At 63.2% G+C, this 16,382-nt stretch carries 14 protein-coding genes; 8 read left to right on the top strand and 6 right to left on the bottom strand.

The features are described from left to right. Nucleotides 1–2 precede the first annotated feature (2 nt). From BLR57_RS16780 to BLR57_RS16765, 4 genes are read right to left on the bottom strand one after another with little or no spacing between them, the layout of a single operon-like run. Nucleotides 3–1,169, bottom strand: a complete 1,167-nt coding sequence (locus BLR57_RS16780) for an ABC transporter ATP-binding protein (RefSeq protein WP_089699507.1) — start codon at nt 1,167–1,169, stop codon at nt 3–5. Continuing rightward, on the bottom strand, nt 1,156–2,235 hold the full coding sequence (locus BLR57_RS16775) for an ABC transporter ATP-binding protein (RefSeq protein WP_089699505.1): 1,080 nt from the start codon (nt 2,233–2,235) through the stop codon (nt 1,156–1,158). The genes BLR57_RS16780 and BLR57_RS16775 overlap by 14 nt, the downstream gene beginning before the upstream one ends. 3 nt (nt 2,236–2,238) lie before the next feature. Then, nucleotides 2,239–3,282, bottom strand: a complete 1,044-nt coding sequence (locus BLR57_RS16770) for an ABC transporter permease (RefSeq protein WP_089699503.1) — start codon at nt 3,280–3,282, stop codon at nt 2,239–2,241. Next, entirely contained in the window at nt 3,269–4,279 is a 1,011-nt protein-coding gene (locus BLR57_RS16765) for an ABC transporter permease (RefSeq protein WP_089699501.1), read from the bottom strand. Before BLR57_RS16765 ends, BLR57_RS16770 begins: the two co-directional genes overlap by 14 nt. 537 nt (nt 4,280–4,816) lie before the next feature. Here BLR57_RS16765 and BLR57_RS16760 point away from each other — a divergent pair. The 6 genes from BLR57_RS16760 (at nt 4,817) to BLR57_RS16740 (ending at nt 12,219) form a co-directional block, all read left to right on the top strand. Next, nucleotides 4,817–6,451, top strand: coding sequence for an ABC transporter substrate-binding protein (locus BLR57_RS16760; RefSeq protein WP_170830687.1), 1,635 nt, complete (start codon nt 4,817–4,819; stop codon nt 6,449–6,451). 155 nt (nt 6,452–6,606) lie between these two features. Continuing rightward, on the top strand, nt 6,607–6,753 hold the full coding sequence (locus BLR57_RS19535; protein WP_170830686.1) for a hypothetical protein: 147 nt from the start codon (nt 6,607–6,609) through the stop codon (nt 6,751–6,753). Nucleotides 6,754–6,805: 52 nt separating this feature from the next. Continuing rightward, entirely contained in the window at nt 6,806–7,354 is a 549-nt protein-coding gene (locus tag BLR57_RS16755) for a LutC/YkgG family protein (RefSeq protein WP_089699497.1), read from the top strand. After that, entirely contained in the window at nt 7,347–9,566 is a 2,220-nt protein-coding gene (locus BLR57_RS16750; RefSeq protein ID WP_089699495.1) for an LUD domain-containing protein, read from the top strand. Before BLR57_RS16755 ends, BLR57_RS16750 begins: the two co-directional genes overlap by 8 nt. A gap of 85 nt (nt 9,567–9,651) precedes the next feature. After that, nucleotides 9,652–10,413 carry an IclR family transcriptional regulator gene (locus BLR57_RS16745; protein ID WP_089699493.1) on the top strand — a complete coding sequence of 254 codons (762 nt, stop codon included), beginning with the start codon at nt 9,652–9,654 and terminating at the stop codon, nt 10,411–10,413. Nucleotides 10,414–10,731: 318 nt separating this feature from the next. Next, nucleotides 10,732–12,219, top strand: coding sequence for an alpha-N-arabinofuranosidase (locus BLR57_RS16740; RefSeq protein ID WP_089699492.1), 1,488 nt, complete (start codon nt 10,732–10,734; stop codon nt 12,217–12,219). 54 nt (nt 12,220–12,273) lie between these two features. Here the strand turns inward: BLR57_RS16740 and BLR57_RS16735 are convergent, their stop codons facing one another. Continuing rightward, on the bottom strand, nt 12,274–13,362 hold the full coding sequence (locus tag BLR57_RS16735) for a Gfo/Idh/MocA family protein (RefSeq protein WP_089699490.1): 1,089 nt from the start codon (nt 13,360–13,362) through the stop codon (nt 12,274–12,276). Nucleotides 13,363–13,602: 240 nt separating this feature from the next. After that, nucleotides 13,603–14,370: an SDR family NAD(P)-dependent oxidoreductase gene (locus tag BLR57_RS16730; RefSeq protein WP_089699489.1), complete on the bottom strand. Its 768-nt coding sequence runs from the start codon at nt 14,368–14,370 to the stop codon at nt 13,603–13,605. 202 nt (nt 14,371–14,572) lie between these two features. On the opposite strand from BLR57_RS16730, the gene BLR57_RS16725 reads away from it, so the two are divergent. Together BLR57_RS16725 and BLR57_RS16720 are read left to right on the top strand one after the other, a co-directional pair. After that, nucleotides 14,573–15,616 carry a zinc-dependent alcohol dehydrogenase gene (locus BLR57_RS16725; RefSeq protein ID WP_089699487.1) on the top strand — a complete coding sequence of 348 codons (1,044 nt, stop codon included), beginning with the start codon at nt 14,573–14,575 and terminating at the stop codon, nt 15,614–15,616. Nucleotides 15,617–15,675: 59 nt separating this feature from the next. Continuing rightward, nucleotides 15,676–16,344, top strand: coding sequence for a ThuA domain-containing protein (locus BLR57_RS16720; RefSeq protein ID WP_089699485.1), 669 nt, complete (start codon nt 15,676–15,678; stop codon nt 16,342–16,344). Nucleotides 16,345–16,382: the final 38 nt, after the last annotated feature.

Below are 16,382 nucleotides of genomic sequence, written 5' to 3'. Positions count from 1 at the left end.
AGTCAGTTGTCGCTCTGTCTCCGATCGCGACCGTCTGCCTCGTCTGTCAGGAATTCCTCGGGATCAGGGGCCTCTTCGACTCCTTCAAGCGGTGGGGTGTGCCAGTAGTCGTGGCTCTCGTCGTAGACGCGGAAACACGCCGCGGCGTAGTCGTCGTTCGACTGCTCGGCTGCCTCTTCCAACGTCGGTTCCTGTTCAACGCACGCCTCGTGCGCCTGTGGGCATCTCGTGTGGAACCGACAGCCGGATGGCGGGTTGACGGGATCGGGGATGTCTATTTCACGAATCGGCGGTTCCGAGACGTCCGTCGCGTCGTTAGTGAGGTCCGGCGTGGCCCACCGGAGTACCTTCGAATACGGATGTTGTGGATTACCGAGGACGCGCTCGGTCGGCCCGATCTCGACCATCTGTCCCAAGTACATGATCCCGATTCGGCCCCCCGTCTTCTTCGTCAAGTACCGGGCGTTGGAGAGATTGTGGCTGATGAACAGGAACGAGGTGTTGAACTGCTCTTGGAGTTCGAGCAGCAGGTCCATCATGTCGACTCGGAGGCTGACGTCGAGTGCACTGACCGCCTCGTCGGCTAAAATGAGGTCGGGATTCATCAGCAGTGCACGAATCAACGCGACTCGCTGTTTTTCGCCACCACTCAGTTGATGCGGGTACCGGCCCGCGTAGTCGGCAGCGGGCTTCATGCCGACGCGTTCGAGCATCCCGTAGATACGCGCCTCGCGGTCGTCGGTCGACATTTCTGGGTACCACGTTTTCAGCGGGCGTTCGAGTGTACTCAGTACCCGACGATTGGGGTTGAGCGAACTCCCGGGGTCTTGGTGGATGATCTGGAGCGCCCGGCGGATATTTCCAAACGGGATCTCTGCATCCTTCTCACCGTCGCGTGCCTCCCAGATGTCCTGCCCTCGGTACTTGACGCTCCCCTCGGTCGGTCGCTGGAGTCCAATAGCGGTCTTGCCGAGTGTCGTCTTCCCACAGCCAGATTCGCCGACGAGCGCGACCACGTCGTTCTCGTAGATGTCGAGGTCCACGCCGTTGACAGCTTGGACAGTCTCGGTATCGGAGAAGAACCCGCTCTCTGTCTCGAAGTGAACCTTGACGTCCTCCAGTGAGACGACCACGTCACGGTCGTCGGTAGTGCGGTCACTCCCGCTCATCGTAGCGCACCCCCTCAATGTGAAGCGGGATCTCCTCTGGGACCTTGTCGGTGTAATGACAGGTCGCCTCGTGCGGTGCGTCACGTTCGTCAGACGGTGTTGGTCTCATTGTGGGGTTGGATTCGATGCAGTGCTCGTCCGAGAGCGGACAGCGGGGGTGATACGAACAGCCGTCGGGGACGTTCACCGGATCCGGGCTCTCACCCTCGATCGGTTCCATCTCCTCGACTGGTGTGTTGAGATTGGGCGTCGAGTTGATCAACGCGCGTGTGTACGGGTGACCACCACTGTGGATCACCTTGTTCGCGGGTCCGATCTCACAAAATCCGAACGCGTACATCACCGCGATACGGTCGGCGAGTCCGGACGCGAGTTCGAGGTCGTGTGTGATGAATACCATCGTCAGGTTGTACTCCTCCTGTAGGTCGGATAGCAGCGCGATAATCGACCGCTGCATCAACAGGTCGAGTGCGGCCGTCGGCTCGTCCATCACCAACACCTCCGGTTCGAGGAGCAGGGAGAGTGCTATCAACGCGCGCTGTTTCATCCCGCCCGATAGCTCGTGTGGATACGAACTGAGCACGCGATCGGGGTCAAGATAGACATCGGAGATGAGCTGGCGCGCGCGTTCCATCCCCTCTCCCTTTGGCACGCGATGTGCCTTCAGCGTCTCTTCGAAGTGGTCTCCGATAGTGATCGTCGGGTTCCACGAGTCCATCGCGCCCTGGAACACCATCGAGATGTCCTCCCAACGCATCTGGCGGAGTTCCTCGTCGGTCTGGTCGAGTACGTCAATCGTCTCACCGCGCTCGGGATAGTACTGGATGTCACCCATCGTAAGCCCCGGTTCCGGGACCGCATCGAGCAACGCAGAGGCGAACATCGACTTGCCCGACCCCGACTCGCCGACGACGCCGAGAATCTCGCCGCGCCTGATGTCGACGTCGACGCCGTCGAGTACGCGCGACTCCCCCCGTTCGAGGTCGTACGACACCGAGAGGTCGCGTGTCGTGACAATCGTGTCCTCTTCCGACGCTGCCGTCTGCTGTGAGTTGTGTGTACTCATGAACTAGAACATCCCCTGTGTGGTGTCTTCACCGTCGCCCGACGTCGCTTTCATCTCCTTGCCCTCGCCCGCGTGACGGGCGCGGACGCGGGGATTGAACAGCCGGTCGGTCCCCTGGGCGAACAAGATTAGTCCGAGCACGAGGAGGATAACCGTGACCATCGGGAAGATCAACCAGTACGCCGTCTCCGCGGTGTAAAGCGCGCCTGCGGTCGTGTACGCTCGGTTCATCATGACGCCCCAGTTCGGACCTGACGTGGGGAGCAGACCGAGGAAGTAGAGCGCGACCGATGCGAAGATCACGTTCCGGCCCGCCTGAATGAAGTTGACCACCACGTAAGGCATCAGATTTGGAAGGAGGTCTTCTCTGATGATGATGGACGTCGGAACGCCAATCGTCCGTGAGGCTTCGATGTACGACTCCTCTCGGAGGGTGAGTACCTGCGACCGGATCGAACGTGCCAGCCCCGCCCAAGCGTTGATCGCGAGAACGATCCCGATCACGAGCGGATTCCGCGGTTGGAGCAGTACCGAGAGGACGATGACGAGTGGCAGGCCCGGAATCGTCATCGCGATGTCCGTGATCGTCATCAGCGCGCTGTCGACGGTGCCGCGCTTGTATCCCGAAACAGTACCAACGGCCACTGCGAGTATTGTCGAGAACACTGCGCCCGCGAGCACCATCTGGAGCATCCACGGCGTCGCGTGGACGATCTGGGCCATGATCCCCCGTCCGAGGTTGTCGGTGCCGAGCGGGAACTGCCAGTTCTCGAACGGCCCGATGAAACGTGCCCCCTGGCCGATCGTTGGCGGATCAGTGAGCAGTACCCCGACCGTTCCCATCAAGATATACGCAATTATGATGGCAGATCCGACTCGGATGCGCCAGTCCTCCCACGCGATCCGGACCGACGCGAGGATCCACGTCTCGAACCACTGGCGGTACCGTTCCGACCGTGTCCGCTCGATCTCCGATTCGACCTGAAACAGCGAATTTTCCCCCTCTCCCGGCTGATTGTCGTCGGTGGTTGTCTCAGTATGACTCATTGCCTTCCCCCCCTGCTCGCGGGTCGATGTAGCCGTACGTCACGTCGGCGATGAACACACCGATTGCGACGGTGATGGTGATGACGAGGAATCCGCCCATCATTAGCGGATAGTCGCGTGCCCCGATTGAGGTGTAGAGATAGTACCCGACGCCGGGGTATCGGAAGATCTGCTCGAGGATAACTGACCCACCGAAGATGAATCCGATATTGATCAGGAGTCCCGTGTACATCGGAAGAATCGCGTTCCGACCGACGTACCACAGGGAGATCCGCCGTGAGGGCAGTCCCCGCAACTCGGCAACACGGAGATAGTCCTCTCCGAGGATACGGATACTGTTGCCACGCATACTGAGCGCCCACCCGCCGAAGCCGGTGATGACTAGCGAAACGATCGGGAGCGCCGCATGGTGGAACACGCCGGCGATGAACGGGTAGTTGAACCCGACTACCGTCGATTGAGTCATCCGTCCGCCGGTCGGGAACCACTCCAGCTGGTAGCCGAGTACGTACACGAGAAGGATCGCGGCCACGTAGTAGGGAATCGAGTTGAGCAGGATACCCACGAGAGTCCCACTGAGGTCGACCCGCTCCCCCTCGTTGTACGCCATCACGGCACCCAATCCGACGCCGATGATGAACATCAGGAATAGCGACGTCACCATCAGTAGGAGCGTCCACGGCAACGCTTGGGCGAGAATTTGCGAAACCGGGTCGTTGTAGACGATTGACCGGCCGAAGTCCCCGCTCGCAGTTTCGATTACGTAGTCGGCGTACTGCGACCAGAGCGGTTGGTCGGGATTGACGTTAGTGTACGCCTCCACGAGTTGGTTGATCTGTTGGGTACTCACTTGACCGCCAGTCGACTGGATGAGTTGCCCTCGCAAGTAGTCCATCGGCCCGCCGGGCATCAGCCGGATCATCCCGAACGTGAGAGTAACAACGACGTATACTGTGAGTATGGCTTGCGCCAGCCTCCTAATGATACGGCTTACCATACAGCGGGTGTTCCTGACCCGCCCATATTAACCTTCGTGATTTAACAAAATAGACTTTGACAAACATTTTCAAAGCTACCATTCAATCCCCTCTCAAACACTCGATCCAAGAGAGTTGCAGACCCTGCTTCGATTCTTTTCACTAAGCAGGTTCTCCGGGGGGTAAAAGAGGGCCTCGCGCTCACCTTGGTCCGATCTGTACAGCCACTCCGGTCATACTGGAGTCGCGTGTTCTGAGGACCACTGACCGTGCTGACGATCCGGTCCACGGCGATGAACCGTGACCTCCCCAAGATTTATTTAATTATGTCATTGTCTTTCATATGTAACATGAGCGACAACGACAAAGGCGGGGAGTCTCCGGTCAGTCGGAGAGCAGTTCTCGCCGCAACGGGATTGACAGGTGTGAGCGCGCTGGCTGGCTGCTCCGGTGACACCCCTAGTCAGGGGACCAACACTGGAGTCAGTGGGATGCTCAACAATAGCAGTAGTACCGGCGACGCTACCCGTGACAGTGAGGGGGCGGGGGACGGCCTAATGGATCAGTCACTCACGATTCCGGGCCGATACGTCCCTACGGAACTCCGATGGAATCCCTACGCGCCGAGTAACTACGCCGAACAGGGAGGGTATATGGTGTTCGACCCGTTCCTCCGGAACAATCGGAGCACGGGGGAGCTTATCCCGTACCTATTCCAAGAGTGGAGTATCGATGGAACGAGGTTGACCATCAACCTCCGTGAGGGAGACACCTGGCACAACGGTGAACCGGTAACCGCCGAAGATATTGTCACCAAGTACACGATCGACAGCATCTTCGGGTATCCAGTCGCGGACTACCTCAACGGGGTGACGGCGGTTGATGATACTACCGTCGAATACCGGATGGCCGACAGCTACCAAGAGCAGGTCATCATGACGATCCTCGCCCAGAGTTGGCTCAACACACCGACGAGCGAGTACGGACAGTTCGTCGAACGGTACAGTGACGATCTCTCCGAAGAAGAGCTGACCACGCTGCAGGGCGACATCCAAGACCACGAGATCGAGGAGCCGGTCGGCTCTGGTCCGTTCCAGTTCGAGTCGGCGAACCAGCAGGTGCTCACTCTCTCGAAGAACGAGGATCACCCCTCGGCGGACCAGATCAACTTCCCGTACTACGAGGTGCAGTACATGGGATCGAATCAACAGCAGTGGGCGGCGATGAAGAACCTCACTGGTCTCGACGCGACCACAACTACGATCTTCCCGAGTCGGATCCGCGAGACACTCCCCGATGCCGTCCGCCAGTTCCTCATTCCGGCATACAACGGCTATTCGATGGCGTTCAACCACAATGACGAGGACTTCGGTCGGCGGAACGTCCGTCGGGCGGTCGCAAATGTCATCGACCAAAAGGCGATTGGGGAACTCTCCGATATCACGAAGACGGCTGTTGAAGTCCCAGCCGGCGTCGGAAGTTTCCACACCGATACGTGGCGTCAGCATCTCGGTGACGAGGCAGACTCGTTCTCCTCGTACAGGGATACGGACCGGGCAGCCGAACTACTTCGACAGGAGGGGTACAGCAAGGAAGGAGGTACCTGGATGAAGCCGAACGGGGACCCGTTCGAGTTCGAGATTCCGGTCCCCGGTGGATGGAGCGACCACGTAACGCTCACCAACGTCGTTGCACAGCAGTTGTCCGACTTCGGGATCGAGGCGACCAACACCAACGTCGAGAACACGACGTTCTTCGGACAGTACTGGGGACCGACGGACTTCAAGATGTGCCCGTGGTTCTGGAACAACTCCGGGCAGACCGCGCCCTTCTTCATCCAGTCGTGGTTGCTCAACAGCGATACCGTCACGAATTTGGGCTTCCCCGAGGAGCCGCCAGTTCCACCGCTCGGCGACCCCAGCGGGGAGACATCTCCGTTTGACACCACCGGGAAGCTCCAAGAACTCGCCACGGTGACCGAACAGAGTCAACGAGAACAGCTGGTCAAAGAGCTAGGGTGGGCAGTGAATCAATCGCTACCGATCTACCCCATCGTCGAGGACCAGTCGCAAGCGTTCTGGGACACTAGTGAGTGGGACGTTCCGGAGAAGGAATCCGACGCGCTCTACGTACAGTCGCACTACTACTGGTTGCCCCGTATCGGTGCTGTCAGCGCCCGTCAACAGTCCTAACTGGCATCGCGAGGAGACCCTCAGATACAGGTAGGGCCGGTTGTCCGCACCACAGAATAGCATATCACCATATTTCGCCCTCCGAACACCCACTTGGGAGACTCGACCGAGAGACGGAGTGACGCCGTCCGCTTGTACTGGATAACACCCACTGCATGTCCACTGATTCCCAGCGCGGTTACGAGTCGGTCCTCGGCCTGTTCTTGGCGTCGCGCCGCCAGCCGCCGCGGCCGTGGGAAGCACCGGCGTCGCGGGCAGCCGTGATACGGAGCCAGTCGCTGTTGCCGTCGGCCGACCCCTGATGGAGCCGCAGTAATCCACAGTATTATCATCATTTCTCTCCATGCGACAGATATGCACACCGAAGTAGGGAACACGTTCCGCACGTCGCTCGACGAGTTGGGTGTCGAGTGGACACGGACGACGGCTGACGATGCATCGGCGGTTCTCGCCAACCTCGTCCGCCCTCCTGCCGTCGGGGTCGCCGGTCCCATCGAGGACGTCGCCTTGCCCGACGCGGTGGCGACCGACCCGACGCCCCGAGAGCTTCGCGCGGCGACGACCGGCGTCACGAGTGCGAGTCTCGCCATCGCCGACTACGGGAGTCTCGTCCTCGAAGCCGACAGCCTCGGCAGCGAACAGACCAGCCTCTTTCCGGACCGCCACGTCGCCGTCCTCCGCGCCGACGACATCGTCGCCAACATGGCCGCGGCGTTCGAGCAGTTGGGGCCGCGACTCCGCGAGACGGGCGGGAGCGCGGTGCTCGCCACCGGCCCGAGCGCGACGGCCGACATGGGCGAACTGGTCCGGGGCGCGCACGGCCCGAAGGAGGTGCACGTCGTCATCGTCGACGACGCAGCCGACGAGCCGGGCGGCGCGGAGACGGGGGGAGACGATGAGTAAGTCCCGTTCGGCGAAGGCGGCTGAAATCCGGCGGCTGATGCGAACCGAGGGCGAGGCCGTCGCGACGAACACCCGCGGGTTCAACCTCGGCCGGTACGAGTCGGTCGCCGACCTCGAAGACTACGAGGGACTGAAAGAAGAAGCGCGGGCCATCAAGGAGGACGCCATCGAGCGGCTGCCCGAACTCATCGACCAGCTGACCGAGACCGTCGAAGCCAACGGCGGGACGGTCTACATCGCCGACGACGCCGCGGACGCAAACCGCTACGTCCAGGAGGTCTGTGCCGACAAGGAGGCCGAGCGGGTGGTCAAGTCGAAGTCGATGACCTCCGAGGAGTTGGAGGTCAACGAGGCACTGGAAGCCGACGGCGTCGAGGTCGTCGAGACGGACCTCGGCGAGTGGGTCCTGCAGGTGGCCGACGAGGCCCCCTCCCACATCGTCGCGCCCGCCATCCACAAGTCCCGCGCCGAGATTGCCGACCTGTTCAACAGCCAGTTCGCCGACGAACTCGACGAGGAACTGGAGACCGCCGAGGAGTTGACGATGTTCGCCCGCGAGCAGCTGGGCGAACTCATCGAGGGTGCCGACGTAGGGATGACGGGCGCGAACTTCATCACCGCAGACACGGGGACGCTCGCGCTCGTGACGAGCGAGGGGAACGCCCGGAAGTCCGCCGTCGTCCCCGACACGCACGTCGCCGTCGCGGGCGTCGAGAAGGTGGTTCCCTCGGTCGAGGACCTCCAGCCGTTCGTCGAACTCATCGGTCGCTCGGGGACCGGCCAGGACATCACCTCCTACATCTCGCTACTGACGCCGCCGGTCGAGTCGCCGCCGGTCGACTTCGACGAACCCGACACGCCGATGGCCGAGGGCGAGCATGAGCGGGACTTCCATCTCGTGCTCGTCGACAACGGCCGCATGGAGATGCGCGAGGACGAGCACCTGAAAGAGACGCTGTACTGCATCCGGTGTTCTGCCTGCTCGAACGTCTGTGGCAACTTCCAGAGCGTTGGCGGCCACGCCTTCGGCGGCGAGACCTATTCGGGTGGCATCGCGACGGGCTGGGAGGCCGGCATCGAGGGGCTGGACACGGCCGCCGAGTTCAACGACCTCTGTACCGGCTGTAGCCGGTGTGTCAACGCCTGTCCGGTCGGCATCGACATCCCCTGGATCAACACGGTCGTCCGCGACCGGGTCAACCGCGGCGAGTCCGCCGAGTTGGACTGGCTCGTCGAGGGGCTGACGCCTGACGAGGAACCCGGTGGGATGGACCTCCAAAAGCGGTTCTTCGGCAACTTCTCGACGCTCGCGAAACTCGGGAGTGCCACGGCACCGGTCTCAAACTGGCTGGCGGACACGCGTCCTGCGCGGGCTGCTATGGAACGCGTGCTCGGCATCGACCGCCGTCGTGAGCTGCCGAGCTTCCAGCGCGAGACGCTCGTCGACTGGTTCGAGGCCCGCGGCGGGCCGCGCGTCGACGCCGCCGACGCCGAGCGCGAGGCCGTGCTCTATCCGGACCTCTACACGAACCACGTGCAGGTGAGCCGCGGCAAGGCCGCAGTCCGGACGCTCGAAGCCCTCGGCGTCCACGTCCAGGTGCCCGACGTCGCCTCCAGCGGCCGCGCGCCGCTCTCGCAAGGGATGGTCTCGACGGCCGAACGCCACGCCCACGAGGTCTACGCGGCACTCGCCGAACACATCGACGGCGGGCGGGATATCGTCCTCGTCGAACCCTCCGACCTCGCGATGTTCGACCGCGAGTACGAGAAGTTCCTCGCACCCGCCTCTCAGGAGCGGCTGTCCGAGAACAGCTACGAGGTGATGGAGTACGTCTACGGTCTCCTGCACAACGGCGCGGACGCGTCGGCACTTCGGGGGGCAGGCGAGGGTCGTGAGGCGGTCGAGTCCGTCGCCTACCACAGCCACTGCCAGCAACGGACGCTTGGACTCGAAGCCCACACGGTCCACGTCCTCGAAGATCTCGGCTACGACGTGCTGGCCTCCGAGACGGAGTGCTGTGGGATGGCCGGGTCGTTCGGCTACAAGTCCGAGTACTACGAGCTAAGCATGGACGTCGGCGAACCGCTGCGCGAGCAGTTCGGAGCCGACGAGGAACGGACCGTCGTCGCCAGCGGGACCTCCTGTCTGGAGCAGTTGGATGCTTTGCTCTCGCGGCCGACGCAGCATCCTGTCGAACTCCTCGCGCCGTAGGGGCTGCGGGTTCGGTCCTCAACTCTTTGTCCGGTATTATCGGACAGATTTAAGTTGTCCAGGGTCGGTAGAGCCGGTAGACCACATGACCGACACAACCGACATCCCGGTGAAGTCGACGCGGGTGAGCTTCGACGTCGTGGAAGCCCTTCAGGAACTCGACGAGGCGGGCGCGACGGAGATTTCGGACTATCTCGGCATCGCGAAAAGCACGGCGCACGACCATCTGCGGACCCTTGAGAAACTGGAACTGGTGATCAACGAGAACGGACGGTACCGGACCAGTACGCGCTTTCTAGACTTCGGCGGCTACGCCCGTCAGCAGATGAAGATCTACAACGTCGCGCGGCCGGAGGTCCAGAAGCTCGCCGAAAAGACGGGCGAACACTCCAATCTCATGGTCGAGGAACACGGCCGCGGCGTGTTTCTCTACAAGTCCGAGGGGACGGACGCGGTCCAGCTGGACACGTACAACGGATACCGGGTCCATCTCCAGACGACAGCGATGGGCAAGGCCATCCTCGCACACTTCCCCGAGAAACGGGTGCGCGACATCCTCGACCGTCACGGACTGCCGAAGATAACGGAACACACCATCGACGACGAGGAGACGCTCTTCGAGGAACTCGAGCAGATCCGCCAGCAGGGCTACGCCCGCGACCTCGAAGAGCGAGTCCGCGGGATGCGGTGCGTCGCCGCCCCCATCCTCCGCGACGGCGAGGTGCTCGGTGCAGTCAGTGTCTCCGGCCCGGCCAGCCGGATGCAGGGCGAACGCTTCGAGACGGAGATTCCGGACCACGTGATGGGGACGGCGAACGTCATCGAAGTCAACATCGCCTACTCGTGACTAATGTGTTGTCCGGAATTGCCGGACAGTATCGGACTCTGTCGGGGAAGTCCCACTCTTCTCCCGGGTAACCCCGCCATGCCATGACGGTGATAGAGGCGTAATGGAGCGCACATACGACCCGTTCTTTCGTCCGATTCATCGCAAAATGTCCGGCAATACCGGACACAGTGCCCACTATGTTGCTACGACGGCCCGGTTTTCGTGTGTCTCCCGTTCGGCTTTACCGGACAAGAGCGACATCGCACACGGTCTTTCGTTGAGGTAACAATTGCTGATTGGTTCGTCATTATCACCTCCCCAAAGGCTGTTCAACGTATGGTCGACCACGTTCACGTTCATCCACACGACGAGATAGACCGGATCGCACCCGAGATCTACGGCCACTTCGCGGAACACCTCGGCCGGTGTATCTATGGCGGGCTCTGGGTCGGTGACGACGCGGAGATCGAGACAGAGAACGGGATCCGTACCGATACACTCGGACTGCTCGAAGATATCGAACTGCCGATGTTGCGCTGGCCGGGCGGCTGCTTTGCCGACGACTACCACTGGGAGGACGGCATCGGGCCGCGAGAGGAGCGTCCGCGCCGACGCAACCTCTGGTGGGCACAGGGCCGCGAGGAGGTCTTCGAGGAGTCCAACGCCTTCGGGACGGACGAGTTCCTCCAACTGTGTGAACGCCTCGACACGGAGCCGTATCTCGCGAGCAACGTCGGGAGCGGCTCACCGACCGAGACGGTCGACTGGGTCGAGTACTGCAACTTCGACGGCGACACCGACTACGCGAACCGACGCCGCGAGAACGGCCGCGACGAGCCGTACGACGTCCCGTACTGGGGCGTCGGCAACGAGAACTGGGGCTGCGGCGGCAAGTACGACCCCGGCGACTACGCACTGGAGTTCCGTCGGTTCGCCCAGTATCTCCGCGGCTACGACCGGAACATGGGCGACGGGAGCCTCGAACTGATCGCGTGCGGCCACACGACCGAGTCGTGGAACCGCGAGTTCATGGCCGGTCTCGGCGGCGACGCCCACATGGTCGACCATCTCTCGATTCACCGCTACTACAGCGGCGGTGACGCGGTCGACTTCGACGAGGAAGCCTACTACAAGCTGTTCTCGAACTCGCTCCAACTCGACGGAGACATCGAGCGTACGGCTGGCGTCCTCGAAACCTACGCGCCGGGGGCCGACATCGGTATCGCCGTCGACGAGTGGGGCGTCTGGCACGACCAAGCGACCGCCGACAACGGGCTCGAACAGCCGCAGACGGTCCGCGACGCCGTGTCGGCCGCGGGTGTCCTCGACATCTTCAACAGCCACGCCGACCGCGTCACCATGGCGAACCTCGCACAGACGGTCAACGTGCTCCAGTGTCTCGTCGAGACGGACGAGGAGTCGGCGTGGGCGACCCCGACCTACCGCGTCTTCGACCTCTACACACCACACATCGGTGCGACCGCGTTGCGAACCGTTGTCGAGACCGACGAGCACGAGGTCGACGCAGACACGCCCGACGTCCCACTCGTGAGCGCGTCGGCCTCCCACAGCGACGGGGGCGTCTACGTCACGCTCTCGAACCGCGATCTCGAAGCACGGACCGTCGCCGTCGACACCGGACTCGACGCGGCCGAGGCGGCCGACGGGGCCGAGATACTCTTCGCCGGGACCGACCCGAGCGAGTTCACGACGAGCGACAACGCCGACTCCTTCGCCGCGGAGGTCGAACAGGTCGAGACCGAGGGCGGCACCGTCACGCTCGACGTCCCGGCGAGTTCGGTCGTCGGTGTCCACCTCGAGTAGCGCGCCAGCCGTCGGCTGCTTCGTCCGTTCCTGCCGAAGACGCGCTGTGGGTCGCTACGAAAGCGTGACCGTCTCTTTGGTTTCGTCGAGCAGCTCCTGCACCCGCACGGGGTCGCCGGTTCGACTGCTCTGCACCGCCGCTTCCACGAGGGCAACCGACTGGAGGTTGTCCCACACGTTGGTCGCAATCGGTTCCCCGCCGTCCAGCCACGCGGCGAACTGCTCGACGAGCCACGCGTTCGCCCACTTCGGCTGTTCGTCGAGCGCGAGCGACTCGCCGCCGCTCTCGTCGCGGCCACCGACGACGCGTTCGGGGTCCTCGTCGTACGGATACCGGGTGAGTTCACGATCGTCGAGGACGAGCGTCTCGTCGCGACACTCCGCGCGGAGGTAATCGCTGCCCCACCCGTTGAGTGTCGTCGCGTTCGCCTTCGCGCCCTCCCACGTCGCCCGCACCCCGTTCTCGAACCGGAGCTGGACGAGTGCTTGGACGTCGCCCTCGTACTCGGCCCACTCGGGCCGCCACGTGTCAGCGTAGAGCGTCTCGCACCGACTCCCGGCCATGTCCGCGAGATAGTCCAGCTGGTGGACCGCGCCCTCGATGAGGAGCACGTCCTCCATCTCGTGGCGGAACGCTCCCCACGCGCCGTACGACCGGGCGTTGCAGGTGAACCGCCCGACGAGATAGTCGAGCGGTCCGGTCTCTCCCGAACGGAGTCGCCGACGAAACGAGGTCTTGTCCCGGTCGAACCGGTGGCTCATCGTCACGCCCATCTTCAGTCCCGCCCGTTCGACCTTCTCGGCGATGCGGACCGAGGCTTCGAGCGTGTCGGCGACGGGTTTCTCCGAGAGAACGTGGACGCCGTGGTCGACGGCGACGTCGACGACGTCCTCGTGCAGCCACGGCGGGACGACGACCGTACAGACGTCCGCCTCGACCGACTCGAACGCCGTCTCGACGTCGGTGAAACAGTTCGCCGGGTCGACGCCGAGCTGCTCGACGGCATTCCGGTGTTTGTCCTCGTCGATGTCGACGGCGGCGACGACGTCGATCAGCCCGTCTTCGACGTTCGGCGGGAGGAACTCCGAACACCAGGCTGCTCCCTGCCCGCCGGTTCCGACTTGGATGACGCGATGTGTCATGAAGCACTCACTCCGAGTGTGTCACCCGTCCGTCATAGTCGTTCCTCCCGTCAGTCGGGAGCACTCGTACAGAACGTAGGTGGTGTCTCGCAGTCGTTCGGATACTCAGAGCGGTGGCCCTTCGAGTACAGGGCGACCTTCCACTGCAAGCGGCAATAGAACTGAACGGTCGAACAACCGAGAAAAACGAATCCGAGTGATACTGAACAGTGGCTTCCCAGGTGTTCGGCGGCCGCTCGGTCAGAACGCGCTCGTCGCGAACCCGCCGTCGACGGTCACCACCTCGCCGGTCACGTACGAGGCGGCGTCACTCGCGAGGTAGACCGCCGCACCGACGATCTCCTCTCGCTCGGCCACGCGGCCGAGCGGCGTCCGCTCGTCGATCCGCTCGCGTTTCTCCGTCCCCTCGGCGTAGGTATCGGCGTTCTGCGGCGTGATGACGAAGCCGGGCGCGATGGCGTTCACCCTGACGTCGGGCGAGAGTTCCTTCGCGGCGGCTCTGGTGAACGCCTCGACGCCGCCCTTGGCGGCCGAGTACGCCGGGAGGTTCGCCATCGACAGGCTCGCGGCCAGCGAGGAGATATTGACGATACTTCCTTCTTCCATAGCCGGCGCGAAACACTGCGTGACCCGGCGGACGCCGTCGAGTGCGACGTCCGTGACGAAGTCCCAGTCCGCATCCGAGATGTCTTGGACGGATGCCCGGGAGATCGCCCCCTGGGAGGCGACAACGATGTCGACGCCGCCGAGTTCCTCGACCGTCCGGTCGCGGACGCGTTCGAGCGAGTCGGGGTCGGTCACGTCACACGTCACGTTCACCGTGTCGGCTCCGAGGTCCCGAAGCGTCTCGGCCGTCTCGTCGACCTTCTCCTGGCTTCGGCTCGTCGCGACGACGTCCGCACCTTCGCTCGCGAATCCGTACGCGATTGCCTGTCCGATACCGCTCGTGCCGCCGACGACGACAGCACGTTTGTCCGCGACGGTGACTGGTGTATGGTCGTAGGTCATGTGTACGACGACGGTCCGTCGACCATTTATCGATACCGGTGACCGCAACTCGGAACGGCGTTTCCATCGGCCACAAAACCAGAACGGCGTTGCCGTCGGCCGCAAAACGGGACCGGCGTTTCCGCCGCCGTCGACCGTCGTCAGTCTCCCGCTGTCGGCCGCAACCGTCATTATAATAACCGCGGGGCCAGGACAGGGTGGTATGCGTGGTCTTGCCAAAACGAGTCGGAGTCACGGAGCGATGGAGCTCGTCGAACGCGAGCGGCCGGAACCGGCTGCCGACGAAGCACTGATCGAAGTCGACTACGCCGGTCTCTGCGGGAGCGACGCCGGTATCTACGAGTTCGAGTCGGCCTTCGAGCGGATGAACCTGCCGACAGTCATCGGGCACGAATACACCGGTCGAGTCGTCGAAGTCGGCGACGCCGTCACGAAGTTCTCGGTCGGTGACCGGGTCGTCGAGCGGCCGATTCGCGGCTGTGGCGACTGCTATCAGTGCGAGATCGGCGAGGCCAACGTCTGTCAGAACGCAGTCATCACCGGCGTCGACCACGACGGCGCGTACGCTGGCTACGTCGCCGTCCCCGAGACGGCACTCCACCCCGTTCCCGAGAGCGTCGACCCCCGCCACGCCGCGCTGGTCGAACCGACCAGCATCGGCGCGCGTGCCGTCATCGAGAACTCCCGTGTGAGCCCCGGCGACCGGGTGCTCGTCGCCGGTCCCGGCCCCATCGGCCAGTTGACGGCGCAGGTCGCCGCCGCCCAGGGCGGCGACGTCGTCGTCGCTGGTGTCGGACAAGACGCCGAATACCGCCTGCCGCTCGCGCGCGAACTCGGCTTCCGGACGGCGAACGTCGAGGCCGACGACATGGCGGGTCTCCGCGACGAGCTGACAGACGGTGTCGGTTACGACGTCGTCTTCGACACGACCGGCCATCCCTCCGGGTTGCCGATGTCGGTCGAAGAGGTCCGCAAGGGTGGTCAGATCGTCCTCGTCGGGCAGACCGGCGAGACGACGATGCCGTACTCGCCGCTCGTGCGCGCGGAGATCGACCTCCAGTGTTCCTACGCCTCGATGTACGAGGACTTCGAACGCTCACTGCGGCTGATCGACGCGGGCGACGTCGACCACGAGACGTTCCTCGACGAGCGGTTCAGCCTCCTCGACGCCGACCAGGCGTTCGAGGCCTTCGTCGCCGGAGAGACCTGCAAGCCCGTCTTCGACGTCTCCGAGCTGCGCGAGTAACGAACCCTCGCAGACTCCACAGGAATACGCTTTTACTCCGTCGCTGGGACACGTGAGCTATGTCACCGACACCGACCGTACTCGTCATCGGCGAGAACAGCTTCCCGTTCCATTCGTTAGACGCGCGACGAGAGGCGTTCGAAGAAATCTTCGCGCCCGTCGCCGACGTCGAGCTGACGACGGACCGCGAGCGGCTGACCGACCTCTCCTCGGTGGACGTCGTCGTCGACTATCTGACCGACAGCACGCTCTCGGAGCCACAGCTGGCGTCGTTGGAGGCGTTTCTCGATGGGGGAGGTGGCTATCTGCCGGTCCACTGCGGGGCGGACCTGATGAGCGTCGCCCCCGCGAACCCCGAAGACGTCCTCGACACGCGTGAGGAGCCATTCCCGGAACTGCGCACCATCATCGGCGGCCACTTCCTCACCCACCCCAAAGAGACCGAGTTCGGCGTGACGGTGACGGCGGACCATCCGGTCACCGACGGCGTCGACGACTTCCGCGTCTTCGACGAACCCTACCAGGTGGCGTGGGACGACGACGTGACCGTTCTGGCGACGATGGACCATCCCGACCTCGAATCGTATCCGGTTCTCTGGGTCAAGCAGTACGGGGCGGGCCGGGTCTGTTACTGTTCGCTCGGCCACACCGACGACGCGCTCGGCCACGAGAGCGTCCAGCGACTCCTCCGCAACGCCGTCGACTGGTTGTCTACGAGCACCAACTAAACGGCTGGGAGCATAATCCGCACTCGAACCGATACGTC

The sequence above is a fragment of the Halogranum gelatinilyticum genome (assembly GCF_900103715.1).
GTDB classification, from domain to species: Archaea; Halobacteriota; Halobacteria; order Halobacteriales; family Haloferacaceae; genus Halogranum; species Halogranum gelatinilyticum.
Note: the sequence above shows the minus strand (reverse complement) of the source record. Positions and strands in the feature narration are given on the sequence as shown.

Excerpts from the sequence above, each read along its gene's own strand:
- BLR57_RS16780 (WP_089699507.1), bottom strand. The coding sequence starts at position 1,169 with ATGAGCGGGAGTGACCGCACTACCGACGACCGTGACGTGGTCGTCTCA.
- BLR57_RS16775 (WP_089699505.1), bottom strand. The coding sequence starts at position 2,235 with ATGAGTACACACAACTCACAGCAGACGGCAGCGTCGGAAGAGGACACG.
- BLR57_RS16770 (WP_089699503.1), bottom strand. The coding sequence starts at position 3,282 with ATGAGTCATACTGAGACAACCACCGACGACAATCAGCCGGGAGAGGGG.
- BLR57_RS16765 (WP_089699501.1), bottom strand. The coding sequence starts at position 4,279 with ATGGTAAGCCGTATCATTAGGAGGCTGGCGCAAGCCATACTCACAGTA.
- BLR57_RS16760 (WP_170830687.1), top strand. The coding sequence starts at position 4,817 with ATGGATCAGTCACTCACGATTCCGGGCCGATACGTCCCTACGGAACTC.
- BLR57_RS19535 (WP_170830686.1), top strand. The coding sequence starts at position 6,607 with ATGTCCACTGATTCCCAGCGCGGTTACGAGTCGGTCCTCGGCCTGTTC.
- BLR57_RS16755 (WP_089699497.1), top strand. The coding sequence starts at position 6,806 with ATGCACACCGAAGTAGGGAACACGTTCCGCACGTCGCTCGACGAGTTG.
- BLR57_RS16750 (WP_089699495.1), top strand. The coding sequence starts at position 7,347 with ATGAGTAAGTCCCGTTCGGCGAAGGCGGCTGAAATCCGGCGGCTGATG.
- BLR57_RS16745 (WP_089699493.1), top strand. The coding sequence starts at position 9,652 with ATGACCGACACAACCGACATCCCGGTGAAGTCGACGCGGGTGAGCTTC.
- BLR57_RS16740 (WP_089699492.1), top strand. The coding sequence starts at position 10,732 with ATGGTCGACCACGTTCACGTTCATCCACACGACGAGATAGACCGGATC.
- BLR57_RS16735 (WP_089699490.1), bottom strand. The coding sequence starts at position 13,362 with ATGACACATCGCGTCATCCAAGTCGGAACCGGCGGGCAGGGAGCAGCC.
- BLR57_RS16730 (WP_089699489.1), bottom strand. The coding sequence starts at position 14,370 with ATGACCTACGACCATACACCAGTCACCGTCGCGGACAAACGTGCTGTC.
- BLR57_RS16725 (WP_089699487.1), top strand. The coding sequence starts at position 14,573 with ATGCGTGGTCTTGCCAAAACGAGTCGGAGTCACGGAGCGATGGAGCTC.
- BLR57_RS16720 (WP_089699485.1), top strand. The coding sequence starts at position 15,676 with ATGTCACCGACACCGACCGTACTCGTCATCGGCGAGAACAGCTTCCCG.